Raw genomic sequence first — 13,757 nt, forward strand, 5'->3', positions numbered from 1 at the left:
TGTGCGGTCCCGGAACCGGCGGTCGTCGACGGGCAGCGATACGCGAATGCCCAGTTCTAGGCCCTGCCGCCGAATCGAGCGATGTAGTGCCAGACCTTTTTGACGTCCTGCGGATCGAAGGACGCGCTCCGTGCGAGCCCCAGTACGGCAGGCGTCAGTCGCCTGCCGCGGGCAATTTCTCGGGCAAGGTCGACGACGGTCGCTCCCCGGTATTCGGGATGTTCGGCTATCTCTTCGACATCGACCGCGTAACCGTCGTGCCACAGGACCGGGCACGTGAGTGAGTGGGCGATCTCTTCGATCCGTGTGCCGCGGTAACTCGGGTCCAGGACGAGTGCCTCGACGTCCGTTCCGATGTCGACGACGCCGTGGACGTGCGCCTCGATGTAGTGGTCGAGCGGATCGTCGAACTCGGCGGCTCTGGCGGCGCCGACCAAGCTCATCGCTTCGGCCGTTCCGAAGAGATCAGGCTCGAAGACGCTGTCCGGAAAGCAGAAGGTGGTGCGGTCGAGTGTGTGCTCGGCAAGCCGGAAGTAGGACGAGCCGAACCGAGGGGATGCCCCGTACGGATCGGCGGAGAAGTTCAACGATCCGTACTTCGGCCGTTCCGACGGCTCTCGCTCGTCGTAAGCCCCGCCGAATATCCGACTCTCCCAACGCCAACGGTCGCCGCCGTGATGCGCTGTCAGTCCGCCGTTGCTGGTACGAGTCTCGAACTGGGTCACGTAGGTGCCTTGACGTGCGATCGAGGCCAGTGTCAGACCACGTTCAGACGGGAGGTCTGGATGAAAGTGCAACGTCACCCGGTGATTTCGATCCACCTGGTCACCCTTCGAGAGACCGCGCACGTGCGCAATCGCGGCAGACGAGGGAGTGGAATCAACAGGCATTCGTCCATTATCCGGATACGGAAGCAGCGCCGGTGAAGAAGTCGACCAGTGAATACGGTGCGCCTTCACCGAGGCAGAGATCAAGGATCACGTGCGAGTCAGCGGCCTCGGATGCACTGCGCACGAACATCGCTTCCTCGTAGCCGCTCAGTGCCGCTTCGATGTCGTCCGGGTGCGCGGCGATCGCCCTTCCCAGTTCGGCGCCGTCGAACATGGCCAAGTTCGCACCCTCACCGGACGGAGCCATCAGATGTGCCGCGTCACCGAGGAGCGTGACCCCAGGCACGCGATCCCATCGGTGCTCGTCGGGAAGTGCATGGATCGCGCGCGGAATCGGCGCGGTTTCGCCGTCTGTGATCAGCGCAGTGAGTTCCGTTGCCCAACCATCGAACTCGGCCGCGACCCGCGCTGTCGCAGCAGCGGCGTCGGTGAAATCGATACCGGCAAACCACTCCGCCGTACGGTTCAACTGGACGTAGGTGTGCACGATATCTCCCGCCTCTCGATGCGCGGCGATCGCTTTTCCTGGTGCGGGCGCGTACATCGCCCCGTCACCGACTGCCTCGGCTGCAGCCGAATGCTTCTCGTCGACGTCGTACAGATAAATCTCGACGAACGTCGTGCCGACGTATTCGGGCTTCGCATCGGAGAGCAACGGGCGGATCTTCGACCAGGCACCATCGGCGCCGACGAGGAGGTCGGTAGTCACCGTCGAACCGTCGGCGAAGGTCAGTTCGTGTCGGCCGTCGGCGCGCTCGTCGGCGGTGTTCCGTGAGCCGAGCGAGCGGACACTGTCGACCTTGCGTCCCCATTCGATCGTGCCGTCCGGAAGGGATTCGAGCAGGATCCGCCGGAGGTCTCCGCGCAGCACTTCAGGACGCGCTCCCGTGCCGTCGTCGGGTTCGTCGAGGAGTACAGCGGCATGTTGGTCGAGTACGCGCGACGCGGCACCGCCCTCGTGGATGATCGCGCGGAACTCGTCGATGAGGCCGGCAGCGTCGAGCGCCGCCTGACCGTTGTGTTCATGGATGTCGAGTTGGCCGCCCTGCGTGCGAGCTTCTGCCGACGGTTCCGCCTCGTAGATCTTCGACGGAATTCCGTGAACGTGGAGGACGCGCGCGAGGGTCAGACCGCCGAGACCCGCCCCGATGATCGTTATCGAGTTGCTCATGTTTGTTTCCTTTCAGGCTTCGATTGGAACGTCGTTCCAGTGACCATCTTGGAACGGCGTTCCAGATATGTCAAGATGGTGCGCATGGCGACCAGGAATCAGCGGACCGAACGACGTACGGACGCGCTCTCGAAGGAGCGAATCGTCGAGGCTGCGATCGAGATCCTCGACGACGAGGGCGAAACTGCGCTGACATTTCGCGCACTCTCCGCACGCCTGGCAACAGGAAGCGGGGCGATTTACTGGCACGTCGCCAACAAGAGCGAACTGCTCGCCGCGGCGACCGACGACGTCATCGCCCGCGTGACCACCGAAGGAACCGAAAGCGCAACCCCACGTGAGGCGATCCGGATCATCACTCTCGGTGTGTTCGACGCGATCGACGCGCACCCGTGGGTCGGCACCCAACTCTCTCGCGAGCCGTGGCAATCAGCGGTGATGCAGATCTTCGAAAGTCTGGGAGGGCAACTCCAAGCACTCGGCGTTCCCCAACCGGCACAGTTCGATTGTGCGTCCGCACTCCTGAACTACGTGCTCGGCCTCGCCGGACAGTATGCCGCGGGCGCCCGCCTCCTCCCCCGCGAGACAGATCGGTCCGCCTTCCTCGCCACCGTCGCGCAGCGGTGGGAAGAACTCGATTCCGCGAAGTACCCGTTCCTCAATCAGGTGACGGCGCAATTGCGCGACCACGACGACCGAGAACAGTTTCTGGCAGGCATCGATCTCATCCTCGCGGGAATCGACACCGTCCGATAGCAGCCGTTCCCGTCAGCCGCAGCCGTCAACGCGAATGAACAGCGGTGTTGGAGCCGAGCGCTATGTCGAGGAAATCTCTTGCCGCACCGCGCAATCCGCGATCGGGATCCCAGACGGCTTGGAGTCGCCTCGGCATCCGCAAGCCGTCGACGTTGACCGCGACCAGTCGGCCGTCCGTCAGGTCGGCAGCAACGGCCAACGACGACAGAACGGCGGGCGCGTTGCCTGCCACCACCGCAGCCTTGACTGCGGTGCACGAGGTGAGCTCGAGCAACGGCGGCACACAATCGGGAACAGCATTCTCGAGCGTCAGACGCGTCCCTGACCCTGACTCGCGCTGAATCAGCGGCGTGCGTGCGAGGTCCGCAACCGGAACAGGCACACCATTGGCCCAGTCGTGTCCCGGCGGCACAACCACGACGAGGTGATCACGCGCTACCTCGCACGACGCGAGCGCCGACGGCACATCCGGACCTTCGACGAATCCGATATCGGCCTGGCCTGCCTGCACTTGAGCAGAGACATCCGAGGAATTGTGCAAGCTCACCGACGCCACGACGTTGGGGAACTTGTGCCGCATCGCGACCGTCCATCCGGGAACCAGATACTCGGCGATGGTCATGCTGGCGGCAACTGTGACGGCAGCGTCGCGTTCACCGCGAAGTGCGGCAACTCCCGATGCCATTTCCTCGGCACTGACGAGGATGTGACTTGCCCACTCGAGAATCAGACCGCCCTCGGCGGTGGGACGAACACCGGTCGCCGCTCGATCGAAAACCTTGATTCCGAGCTGCCGTTCGACCGAACGCACCCGGGCGCTGACCGCTTGCTGACTGAGTCCGTGCTCCCGGCCGGCAGCACCCATGCTGCCCAGACGCCCTACGGAAAGCAGGACGTCGAGGGCACTGAGTTCCGGCACCCGAGGAGACAACGACATAGACCAAGATTAGACCCACAAGGCGAGATTGTGGGCATTCAAGGACAACCGGTCTACCGGTACGAACCGGATGAGACGACAGTGAAATACATGACCACCACAACGAGTCCCACCTTCGCCCACATCACCCCGAACTGGTTCGCGGCAGCGATGGGAACGGGAATCGTCTCGGTGGCCGCAGCTTCGCTCGAACCGGAGATCGAAGGCTTGAAGCTGGTCTCGGAAATCTTCTGGGTTCTGGCGGTTCTCGTACTGTGCGCCTTGATCGGCGCATTTGCCACCCATTGGTCACAACATCGATGTCAGGCCCTCGCCTACCTGCACAGTCCCGCGATGTTCCCGTTCTACGGAGCCGTCGCCATGGCCCTGCTGACCGTGGGATCGGCAACCGGCATCACCGGGCCGGACTTCCTCGGCCACGACGTGGCGATCACCGTCTCGCTGACTCTGTGGATACTCGGCACGGCACTCGGCCTGGTCACCTACGTCGTGATGATGATTCGTCTCGTTCGAGATGCTGGGATGGCGACGGCAATGCCGTTCTGGCTGATGCCCGTCGTACCACCGATGGTCTCGGCCACCACCGGCGCAGCGGTCAGCACCCACATGCCCGAAGGCGCTCCGCGCATCGCGGTACTGATCTTCTGCTACATCCTGTTCGCTCTGGCACTGACCGCCGCTATCGGCATTCTGATAGCCGTCGCGAGGCAGTTCGCACGCAACCGCTCGGCCGGCGTCGACGTGATCCCGTTCAATGCCATTCCCTCGCTGTGGATTCCGTTCGGCGTGATCGGACAGTCGATCGCAGCATCCAACCTGTTGGCCGCCGCCTCACGGCATGCACTCAGTACCGAGCACGCCGACACCCTGCACGAATTCGGAATCGCATACGGAACCGTCGTCGGAATCATCGGCGTCATCGCATTTGTCACCGTCACCACCGTGACCATCCACGCACTGCGCCGCGGCTTGGACTTCTCGCTCGGTTGGTGGAGCTTCACCTTCCCCATCGGAGCATGTGCAGTCGGAGCGAATGCCTTCGGAGTCGCCACCGGTTCGACGCTGATTCTGGGAATCGCACTTGCCCTGCTGACCGTGCTGATCCCCATCTGGGCAACCGTCGCGGTGCGGACCGTCCGATCGATCCGCAGTGGAGCTCTCCCCGCGGCTGCATGAATTGGCACCGATGAGTTTTGCCTCGCCGTACGGTCTGTACTCACGTAGACCATTGTCGAGAGCGGGAGTACATGGTGAGTCAGTTATTACGAGTACAGAATTTCAGCGTTTCCAGTGACGGAATAGCCTGCGGTCCGGACCAAAGCTTCGAGAGCCCGTTCGGCCTGGACCACGGTGAAATGTTTGCGTGGGCGGGAGCTACAGCGAGCTGGCCCAATCGCACCGATCCCGGCGGCAGCCGAGGCATCGACGACTATTTCACGCGGGACTTCTCCAACAACATCGGTGCCGAAATCATGGGCCGCAACAAATTCGCACCCTACCGCGGCCCTTGGGAGAATCTCGAGTGGCAGGGGTGGTGGGGCGACGAGCCACCGTTCCACACCCCGGTTTTTGTCTTGACCCACCACGTGCGGCCGTCGTTCACGCTATCGGACACGACATTCCACTTCGTCGACGCTGACCCGGCGACGGCCCTCGAGCAGGCACGTGAGGCCGCGCAGGGCAAGGACGTTCGACTCGGCGGCGGGGTCAGCACTATCCGTGAATTCCTCGACGCCGATCTGGTCGACACGATGCACATCGCTGTCTGCCCGATCGAATTCGGATCCGGTCTACGCCTGTGGGAGACACCTGATGAGTTGCGCGACCGCTTCAACCTCGAAATCGTGCCGAGCCCGAGCGGCGTGACGCATCACCTGTTCTGGCGAAAGTGACCGGTGGGGGGCGGCTCCCGAAACGGGAACTGCCCCCATCAGTTGTGTCTTAGGCTCCGGTCTCGACCTGGCGCCCCGACTGGTACCACGCCATTGTTCCACCGGCCACCGAAACGGCATTGATGCCACGGGCCTGCAGATACTCCGCGGCCTGCAGGCTACGGCCACCGACGGCGCAGATGATGTACACCGTTTCCGCGTCCGGAATTTCACCGACGCGAGAGACGAATTCGCTGAGCGGAATGAGCGCCGCACCGGGAACTCGGACCTGAGCGAACTCGTCGGGCTCACGGACGTCGATCAGCGGCTCACCTGCCGCCAATGCCGTGTCCAGTGCATTCAAGTCGACTTCCAACATGTCTTCTGCGTCCTGCCTTCGTGTTCGCTGCTGTCCGAATAGACGGTACCGCGTGATTTCGTGTGGTTGCCTTTACGATCTGACAATGACCAATACTGTTCCCGAAAAGTCGGGTTTTTGGAGTCGACCCACTTTGTGGAAGTTGCTCCTTCTCATCGTTGCCTATTTGGTCTTCTACCTTGCCGCAGGGCAGGTGATCTCGCGTGTTTTCGCCGACCAGATCGACACGGACAACGTGGTCTCGAGTGCCTCGAGCATCATCTTCGGCGTCATGTTGCCCATCGCGATCGGTGCAGTTGCGTTGCTGATCTTCACGGTCAAGGTCGGCTGGCTCAGCAGTATCTTCGGTCCTCAACCGGTACGCGGACGCGGCTGGATGTGGATCGGGCCGATTATCGTCGTTGCCGCCATCGCTGCCCACCTGGCCGGAACCGACTGGAGCGCGTGGTCGGCCGGCGAAATCGTCTCGTTGATCGCCCTCGGTGTATGTGTCGGTCTCGCAGAGGAATTGGTCACCCGAGGTATTGCAGTGAAGATGCTTCGTGATGCCGGCCACCGAGAACGCTTCGTCGCTGTTGTGTCGTCCCTACTGTTCGCACTCATGCACACGGTGAACTTCATCGCGGGAATGGAACTGGCAACAGTCCTTGCCACCGTCGTCTACACCTTCGGATTCGGAATGTGCATGTACTTGACCATGCGCGTGACGGGCACGATCTGGGCCGCAATCGTGTTGCACGGCCTCACCGACCCCACCACCATTCTCTCGACCGGCGGGCTCGACACCTCGGTGACGACGGGTGCCAGCGGAGCCACCACGATCGCCACACTGCTCACTGTCGTGCTGGTCGCCTTCGGCGTAGTTGCCATCTTCTTCATCCGCGGCCGGGTCGGCGAAGAGCAGCCCGCGCGCGTCTCGGCCTGACTGATCGCATGGGTACAAGACATACTTGTACCCATGCCTTCTCGGACCACACATTCGATCGCCGTCGTGACCGCATCTTTTGTTCTGGCACTATCGGGTGCCGTCACACACGCCAGTGCGGGGGTTCCGGCCGCTCCCGAAGCCGCGACTACCGAGTCCATCGCATCGGAGTCGATCAGCGATCTGTACGCAGCCCAGGGTGCGCACGAGGTGGCTGCCGATTCGGTTCCCGGATACCAATTGTTCTACCCAGCCGACTTGTCCGCTGATGGCAAGCGGCATCCCGTCATCACGTTCGGCAACGGCAGCTACGCGACGTTCGAAGAGTACGAGGCCCTCCTCCGACACTTTGCGTCGTGGGGTTTTGTTGTTGTGGTGGCCGACAGCAGTGTGACCGGCGACGGTACTGAAATCTTGGGTGCCGCTCAGTACCTCGTCGATCAGAACACCAACGCTGAGAGCATTTTTCACCAGAGGATCGATACCGACAACATCGCCTCGGTCGGGCACTCCCAGGGGGCAGGCGGCGCGATCAACGCTGCAACTCAGTCGGCGAATCTGATCACCGCCACTGCGGTGCTCGACCTGCCGGACCCGTGGTGGGCTTCGCGACCTGTCGATGTCATCGACGTGGCGAAGTTGACCGGGCCGACGTTCTTCATGACCGGCGCCGACGATCCGGTCTCCACCGCCGATCCACAAGCTGAGTACTTCGACAAAACCGCAGCACCGGCGGTCCGGGGCAGACTACTTGGCGTCGGCCACAATTGGGCCGCCGACGGCGAAGGATTCCGGGGTTACCTGACCGCGTGGCTGAGGTTCGCCCTCAGCGGCGACCAGACTGCCGGACGTGCGTTTGTCGGCGACTCGGCGGAAATCCTCACCGATCCCCATTGGGACCGGCAAGCGATCAAGGGTTTGTGATGACGATCTTGCCGTAGGCCTGCCCGGATTTCTGCTGCTCGAACGCTTCGGCAAGATCGTCCAGACGGTACGACGAATCGATGACGGGACGAAGCGCGAGGCTCTCCAGCCCTGCAACCATCTCCTCCTGATGTGCACGACTGCCCACCAGAACACCTTCGATGGTGACCTGTTTGGTCAGTAGCGAAGTCAGGTCGATCGACGACGACGGGCCGTTCATGATGCCCAGCGCGCAGATCCGGCCACCTGGTCGGACTGCCGACAGAGATTGACCGAGGGTGGACGGCCCGCCCACGTCGAGCACAAGGTCGATCCCGCCGCTGAGCCGCATCGCTTCCGATCCCCAGTCCGGGCGCTCACGGTAGTTGACCACGTGATCGGCACCGAGCTCGGTCAATCGAGCCATCTTGTCGGGAGCCGACGAGGTTGCGATCACCTGAGCTCCAGCAGCCTTGGCAAGCTGGACGGCAAACAGCGCTACCGTGCTGGTCCCGGGAATCAACACCGACGAACCTGGGATGATCGGGACGCCGGCAAACAATGCACGCCACGCGGACAAGCCCGCAGTGGGCAAGGTAGCGGCTTCTTCGTACGTGTAGTTTCGCGGCATCGACGTCACTGCCGATACCGGCACGGTGACGGTGTCACGGGCGAACCCGTCGACGCCGTCACCGGGTGAATTTCCGAATCCGTCGAAATCCGGTGCACCGCTGCGCCAATGCGGCAGATAGGTGCTCATCACACGGTCCCCGACCCCGAACTGTGTGACGCCGTCGCCGACGGCAACTACCTCGCCCGCTGCGTCGGACAAGAGAATGCGAGGGCCGTCGGTCGGTATCTCGCCGGTCGCCACGAGGTAGTCGTGGTGGTTGAGCGAATTCGCGCGGATCGCGATCGTCACCTCACCCGCACCTGGCGCTGGCGTCTCGATCGTCCTCAAGTCGAGGTTGTTCAATCCTCCAGGCGGAAGTACGTATACAGCGCGGTTGGTCATGGTGTGGATCCTCGCACGATTGACGATTTCGGGTGACGTTCGGAAAGGTTCTGCTGCTCAAAGGAGAGAAGCCGTGAACCCTCCGTCGAGAACCAGGCTGCTGCCGTTGCACCACGACGACTGGTCGCTCGCAAAGAACACTGCGGCGGCGGCGACTTCCTCGGTCCGGCCGTAGCGGGTTTGCTTCGTGACCATCAGGTCGGCGAAGCCGCCGGACTCGAGGCCGAGTGCGTTCTCGAAATCCTGTTGGTGACTCTTGACCAGGTCTGTGTCGATGAATCCGGGTAGCAGGGCATTGGCTCGGATTCCGTGGAAGCGAAGTTCGGCTGACAGGGTTTCGGTGAGATTGCGAACTGCTGCTTTGGCGGCGGCATAGCTACCGATCAAGGGCGACCCGGTGGTCGACGAGATCGACGAGATGTTCACGATCGAACCGCCTCCGGATGCGACGAGCGCGGGTAGCGAATGACGGACGGTCAAGAACACTCCATCGAGGTTGACCGACATGACTTTCCGCCAGTCCTCGAACGAGGTCTCGATCAGCGGAGTCGTGGTGGCGATGCCGGCGTTGGGTACTACGACGTTCAGTCCGCCGAACTCTTCGACCGCCCTGGCGACGAGATCCTTGACCTGCTGTTCGTCGGTGACATCAGTGGTGACAGCGATAGCTCCGTCGATCGAGTCCGCCACTGCCTGTGCTGCGTCACCGTTGATGTCGGAGACTACGACGCTCGCGCCCTCCGCCCCGAATGCCCGGGCAATGGCGGCGCCGATTCCGGCACCTGCGCCGGTGACAATTGCAACTTTGTTCGCGAGAAGATCGGACATGTCAGCGTTCCCCTTCAGTTCTCGGTCGGGACGTAGAAAAGCAATTCGGGTCCGGTGTCGCCGGTAGTCGCGATGGCCTCGGACATGTCGAGAGTCCCGTCGCCCAAAGCACTTCCCAACGCCTGCGCCGTGCCCGCGAGATCTTCCGTGTCGAGTTGATAGATGCTCAGGTAGCGGCGCGCGGGCAATGCATCCTCGGGCAGCAACTGCACATCCGCCAGGAAGAATCGGGAGGCGGAGACAACTCCAGGCACTCGTTCGACGACCTGCGGAATATGCACGTCGTCGTACCAGCGGTTGAACGCGTCCTCCGAAGACGGATCGGCAGGGTGTACGTGTGCGACGAGAATCGCTGTGCTCATGGAGTTCCTCTTCAACTCGAAGTGCTTTGGATTCAGCATGTTTGGAAGGCGACAATATTCACCAGCGAGGCCACTGGTCGTGGCGGTGCCAGGCGATTCGATGGCCGCTCAAGCGACAACCCTAGGTAGGGATTGTGACCCGCGCCATATGCTCGGAGGTCAGAGTTGAGCTCCACATTTGTCCTCTCGGCACAAAACTCCGAGCAGAATCGGGCATTAGCGAAAGTCTCGCGACTTGGCTGTGACTCGCAGATCCATCAGCTGCATCCGGTCTGCCACGACAGTGACAGCGCCTTCCGCATTTTGCACCTTTCCTCGAATAAGCAACGCCGGCGCCGTATTTGCCAGTTTTCGGTACTTTGCCCACAACCCCACCGAACACACGACATTGACCATGCCGGTTTCGTCTTCGAGGTTGATGAACGTGACGCCCGCAGCTGTGGCCGGACGCTGCCGGTGTGTGACCGCTCCCCCTACCAGCACACGGTCGCCGTCCGGGATGTCGAGCAGCCTCGAAGCCGGCACCACGCCGAGCGCGTCGAGCTGTGGGCGAAGAAACTGTGTCGGATACGTGTCGGGAGATACTCCTGTCGCCCAGACATCCGCTGCCGCCAATTCGACGTCGCTCATGCCGGGAAGGGTGGGAGCTGTGACCGACGCACCGATACCGGGCAAGCGGTCCGGACGCTCCCCTGCCGCAGCGCCCGCAGCCCACAGCGCTTCTCTACGCGAGATGCCGAAGCTGGCAAGCGCGCCGGCAGTCGCCAACGATTCAGCTTGCGCGGTAGTCAGTTCCACCCGACCGGTCAGATCGAGAAACGACGTGAACGGTCCACCGAGGTCGCGCTGTTCGACAATTTTCTCGGCGAGCGCATCGCCGATGTTGCGCACTTCCCCCAGTCCCAGCCGAACCTCGAATCCACCTGCCTCGACGGTGGCATGCGCGAGGCTGACATTGATGTCTGCACCGTGTACCTGCACTCCGTGCCGGCGCGCATCGGCGACCAGGGACTGTGGTGAGTAGAAACCCATCGGCTGCGCTCGCAGAAGCCCGGCACAGAACGCGGCGGGGTGATGAAGCTTGAACCACGAGGAGTAGAAGACCAGTGCGGCAAAACTCTGTGAATGACTTTCCGGAAAACCGAAATTAGCGAATGCGTACAGCTTTTCGTAGATTCGGTCGGCAACCTCGTCGCCGATGCCATGTAGGTCTCGCATGCCCTGGTACAGCCTCGCTCGCAGTTGCTCCATCTTCTCGGTGGAGCGTTTCGATCCCATTGCCCGACGCAATTGATCGGCCTCGGACGGCGTGAAACCCGCAACGTCGACGGCCATCTGCATCAACTGTTCCTGAAACAGCGGAACCCCCAACGTGCGTTCGAGTGCCTTCTGGAGCGACGGATGGTCATAGGACACAGGTTCGAGTTTGTTGCGCCGGCGGATGTACGGATGGACTGATCCGCCTTGAATCGGCCCGGGACGGATGAGCGCGACTTCGACCACCAGGTCGTAGAAATTTCGAGGCTTCAGACGCGGCAGTGTCGCCATCTGCGCACGTGATTCCACTTGGAACACCCCTACCGAATCTGCCCGCTGCAACATCTCGTACACCGCTGTTTCCGACAGATCGAGTTGCGCCAAATCGACTGTGATGCCTTTGTGTTCGGCCACCAGATCCATCATGTAATGCAAAGCCGAGAGCATGCCGAGCCCGAGTAGATCGAACTTGACCAGCCCAGCGGCAGCACAATCGTCCTTGTCCCACTGCAGGACACTGCGATTGGCCATCCGCGCCCACTCCACCGGGCAAACGTCGGCGATGGGACGATCACAGATGACCATTCCGCCGGAGTGGATACCGAGGTGCCGTGGATAGCCTTCGATCTGCGCCGCCAGTTCGAGTACCGGACGCGGAATATCGGTATCCGCATTCTTGTCGATACCACCCCACCGGCCGACCTGCTTACTCCACGCATCTTGCTGGCCCTGTGAAAAGCCAAGCGCGCGGGCCATGTCCCGCACCGACGACTTTCCTCGATAGGTGATGACATTGGCTACCTGCGCGGCATACGTACGCCCGTATTTCGCGTACACGTGCTGGATCGCCTCTTCCCGGCGATCCGACTCGATGTCCACGTCGATATCCGGTGGGCCGTCGCGCTCGGGTGCAAGAAACCGCTCGAACAGCAATTTGTTGCGAACCGGATCGACGTTGGTGATGCCGATCGCGTAACACACCGCAGAGTTCGCAGCGGAACCCCTTCCCTGACAGAGGATGTCGTTGTTCTTGCAGAACGACACGATGTCATGCACGACCAGGAAGTATCCGGGAAAGTTCAATCCCTCGATGATGGCAAGTTCATGTTCGAGCTGTTTGTATGCCTTCGGTGCACCTTCCGGGGGTCCGTAGCGTTCCAGCGCACCCACCATGGTCAGCTCACGCAACCAGGACGCCTCGGTATGCCCGGCGGGAACGTCGAACGGTGGCAATTTGGGCGCGATGAGCTTGAGATCGAAAGCGCACTCACGACCAAGATCGGCGGCACCACTGACAGCCTCGGGATAGAGCGAGAACAGCGTTGCCATCTCCGCGCCGGACCGCAGGTGTGCTCCGCCGGTCGGAGCCAACCATCCAGCTGCCTCATCCAAGCTTTGACGCGCCCGCACAGCTGCCATTGCCATGGCGAGGCGTCGACGCGGAGGAGCGGCGAAGTGTGCGGCGGTGGTCGCCACCGTACGTAGTCCATGCCCTCTCGCCAGTTCTGCAAGAACGGCATTGCGCTCGTCGTCCTCCGCCAACCCATGATGAGTGAGCTCCACCGACACTCGCTCCGCCCCGAAACGCTCGACCAGATCCTGCAGGGCCTCCGCCGCGGCTTCGCGACCACCCGACGTCAAGGCTTGCCGCACATGACCTTTGCGGCATCCGGTCAGGATCTGCCAGTGCCCACCGGCGGCTTCGGTCAGCACGTCGTAGTTGTACTGCAGTTTGCCCTTCTCACCGCCCGTCAGATGTGCGGCGGCTATCTCCCGCGAAAGACGGCGATATCCTTCCTGCCCACGGGCAAGTACCAGAAGATGCGTTCCACCGGGATCTGCCGTCCCGGTTCTGGGTACCGAATCGAGCGACAACTCGGCCCCGAACACGGTCCGCATTCCCCATTCACGCGCAGCCTCCGCAAACCTCACCACGCCGTAGAACCCGTCGTGATCGGTGACGGCAATCGCCTCGAGCCCGAGACGCACAGCTTCCTCGACCAGTTCTTCCGGCGGTGATGCGCCGTCGAGGAAGCTGAAGGCCGAGTGAGCGTGCAGTTCTGCGTAAGGAACCACGCCGGTGCCACGAGTGAGTTCGCCTGCGTGATACTCGCCGCGCTTTCGTGACCAGGCGGGACTGTCACTTCCGTCGCCCGGGAACAAATCCTCGTGTTCCACGCGGCCTGGCCGTCCGGACAGCACCCGTTCCATCTCGGACCACGTCGGCGGCCCATTTCCCCAACCCACACTGACCTCGCACCTGATCGAGCCGGCCGTCACGGGACGACCGACTGCTCGAGGATGCCGAAAGGGAAGACGCACCACATGCATCGAACTGATGTTCGATGCAGATTCAGTCTGACAGGTCACTCACCCGCAGTCAACAGAGCGAATCTCAACCCTCACCGTCTCGTCACATTCAGATGTACGCATGTCTGCACTCCGTTCACTTTGGCCCCAGAT

General features: G+C 62.1%; 13 protein-coding genes. 5 read left to right on the plus strand and 8 right to left on the minus strand.

The window, feature by feature from the left end:
- Nucleotides 1–56 precede the first annotated feature (56 nt).
- Nucleotides 57–890 carry a DUF3626 domain-containing protein gene (locus QMA15_RS13570; protein ID WP_020969117.1) on the minus strand — a complete coding sequence of 278 codons (834 nt, stop codon included), beginning with the start codon at nucleotides 888–890 and terminating at the stop codon, nucleotides 57–59.
- 7 nt (nucleotides 891–897) lie between these two features.
- Entirely contained in the window at nucleotides 898–2,061 is a 1,164-nt protein-coding gene (locus QMA15_RS13575) for an NAD(P)/FAD-dependent oxidoreductase (RefSeq protein ID WP_092763776.1), read from the minus strand.
- Between the two features lie 75 nt (nucleotides 2,062–2,136).
- Between QMA15_RS13575 and QMA15_RS13580 the strand changes: the two genes are divergently transcribed.
- On the plus strand, nucleotides 2,137–2,817 hold the full coding sequence (locus QMA15_RS13580; RefSeq protein ID WP_031330947.1) for a TetR family transcriptional regulator: 681 nt from the start codon (nucleotides 2,137–2,139) through the stop codon (nucleotides 2,815–2,817).
- Between the two features lie 25 nt (nucleotides 2,818–2,842).
- On the opposite strand, the gene QMA15_RS13585 is transcribed toward QMA15_RS13580, so the two are convergent.
- Nucleotides 2,843–3,754: a LysR family transcriptional regulator gene (locus QMA15_RS13585; protein ID WP_019747644.1), complete on the minus strand. Its 912-nt coding sequence runs from the start codon at nucleotides 3,752–3,754 to the stop codon at nucleotides 2,843–2,845.
- A 90-nt stretch (nucleotides 3,755–3,844) separates the two neighbouring features.
- Between QMA15_RS13585 and QMA15_RS13590 the strand changes: the two genes are divergently transcribed.
- A complete protein-coding gene (locus tag QMA15_RS13590; protein WP_290284918.1) occupies nucleotides 3,845–4,930 on the plus strand; it encodes a TDT family transporter in 1,086 nt (361 codons plus the stop codon).
- A gap of 74 nt (nucleotides 4,931–5,004) precedes the next feature.
- Nucleotides 5,005–5,646: a dihydrofolate reductase family protein gene (locus QMA15_RS13595; RefSeq protein ID WP_029537878.1), complete on the plus strand. Its 642-nt coding sequence runs from the start codon at nucleotides 5,005–5,007 to the stop codon at nucleotides 5,644–5,646.
- Between the two features lie 49 nt (nucleotides 5,647–5,695).
- Here QMA15_RS13595 and QMA15_RS13600 read toward each other — a convergent pair whose 3' ends face one another.
- Nucleotides 5,696–6,004 carry a rhodanese-like domain-containing protein gene (locus tag QMA15_RS13600; RefSeq protein WP_019747641.1) on the minus strand — a complete coding sequence of 103 codons (309 nt, stop codon included), beginning with the start codon at nucleotides 6,002–6,004 and terminating at the stop codon, nucleotides 5,696–5,698.
- An 85-nt stretch (nucleotides 6,005–6,089) separates the two neighbouring features.
- Between QMA15_RS13600 and QMA15_RS13605 the strand changes: the two genes are divergently transcribed.
- Together QMA15_RS13605 and QMA15_RS13610 are read left to right on the plus strand one after the other, a co-directional pair.
- The gene (locus tag QMA15_RS13605) at nucleotides 6,090–6,929 is read left to right on the plus strand and encodes a CPBP family intramembrane glutamic endopeptidase (RefSeq protein WP_019747640.1); all 840 of its coding nucleotides are present in this window, start codon (nucleotides 6,090–6,092) and stop codon (nucleotides 6,927–6,929) included.
- A 33-nt stretch (nucleotides 6,930–6,962) separates the two neighbouring features.
- Complete coding sequence (locus tag QMA15_RS13610) at nucleotides 6,963–7,853, plus strand: alpha/beta hydrolase (RefSeq protein WP_020969112.1); 891 nt, start codon at nucleotides 6,963–6,965, stop codon at nucleotides 7,851–7,853.
- On the opposite strand, the gene QMA15_RS13615 is transcribed toward QMA15_RS13610, so the two are convergent.
- The 4 genes from QMA15_RS13615 to QMA15_RS13630 all read right to left on the minus strand — a co-directional run bounded on the left by QMA15_RS13615 (nucleotide 7,840) and on the right by QMA15_RS13630 (nucleotide 13,541).
- The gene (locus tag QMA15_RS13615) at nucleotides 7,840–8,847 is read right to left on the minus strand and encodes an NAD(P)-dependent alcohol dehydrogenase (protein WP_019747638.1); all 1,008 of its coding nucleotides are present in this window, start codon (nucleotides 8,845–8,847) and stop codon (nucleotides 7,840–7,842) included. The genes QMA15_RS13610 and QMA15_RS13615 overlap by 14 nt on opposite strands.
- A 57-nt stretch (nucleotides 8,848–8,904) precedes the next feature.
- Nucleotides 8,905–9,675: a glucose 1-dehydrogenase gene (locus QMA15_RS13620; protein ID WP_290284923.1), complete on the minus strand. Its 771-nt coding sequence runs from the start codon at nucleotides 9,673–9,675 to the stop codon at nucleotides 8,905–8,907.
- A gap of 14 nt (nucleotides 9,676–9,689) precedes the next feature.
- Nucleotides 9,690–10,037, minus strand: coding sequence for a hypothetical protein (locus tag QMA15_RS13625; protein ID WP_007727425.1), 348 nt, complete (start codon nucleotides 10,035–10,037; stop codon nucleotides 9,690–9,692).
- A gap of 216 nt (nucleotides 10,038–10,253) precedes the next feature.
- On the minus strand, nucleotides 10,254–13,541 hold the full coding sequence (locus QMA15_RS13630; RefSeq protein ID WP_290284926.1) for an error-prone DNA polymerase: 3,288 nt from the start codon (nucleotides 13,539–13,541) through the stop codon (nucleotides 10,254–10,256).
- Between the last annotated feature and the right edge of the window lie 216 nt (nucleotides 13,542–13,757).

The sequence above is a fragment of the Rhodococcus sp. APC 3903 genome, from assembly GCF_030407755.1.
GTDB classification, from domain to species: Bacteria; Actinomycetota; Actinomycetes; order Mycobacteriales; family Mycobacteriaceae; genus Rhodococcus_F; species Rhodococcus_F erythropolis.

What these genes read in the sequence shown, in the direction of transcription:
- QMA15_RS13625 (WP_007727425.1), bottom strand. Translation starts at nt 10,037, where the DNA reads ATGAGCACAGCGATTCTCGTCGCACACGTACACCCTGCCGATCCGTCT.
- QMA15_RS13590 (WP_290284918.1), top strand. Translation starts at nt 3,845, where the DNA reads ATGACCACCACAACGAGTCCCACCTTCGCCCACATCACCCCGAACTGG.
- QMA15_RS13615 (WP_019747638.1), bottom strand. Translation starts at nt 8,847, where the DNA reads ATGACCAACCGCGCTGTATACGTACTTCCGCCTGGAGGATTGAACAAC.
- QMA15_RS13610 (WP_020969112.1), top strand. Translation starts at nt 6,963, where the DNA reads ATGCCTTCTCGGACCACACATTCGATCGCCGTCGTGACCGCATCTTTT.
- QMA15_RS13580 (WP_031330947.1), top strand. Translation starts at nt 2,137, where the DNA reads ATGGTGCGCATGGCGACCAGGAATCAGCGGACCGAACGACGTACGGAC.
- QMA15_RS13605 (WP_019747640.1), top strand. Translation starts at nt 6,090, where the DNA reads ATGACCAATACTGTTCCCGAAAAGTCGGGTTTTTGGAGTCGACCCACT.
- QMA15_RS13620 (WP_290284923.1), bottom strand. Translation starts at nt 9,675, where the DNA reads ATGTCCGATCTTCTCGCGAACAAAGTTGCAATTGTCACCGGCGCAGGT.
- QMA15_RS13585 (WP_019747644.1), bottom strand. Translation starts at nt 3,754, where the DNA reads ATGTCGTTGTCTCCTCGGGTGCCGGAACTCAGTGCCCTCGACGTCCTG.
- QMA15_RS13570 (WP_020969117.1), bottom strand. Translation starts at nt 890, where the DNA reads ATGCCTGTTGATTCCACTCCCTCGTCTGCCGCGATTGCGCACGTGCGC.
- QMA15_RS13575 (WP_092763776.1), bottom strand. Translation starts at nt 2,061, where the DNA reads ATGAGCAACTCGATAACGATCATCGGGGCGGGTCTCGGCGGTCTGACC.
- QMA15_RS13600 (WP_019747641.1), bottom strand. Translation starts at nt 6,004, where the DNA reads ATGTTGGAAGTCGACTTGAATGCACTGGACACGGCATTGGCGGCAGGT.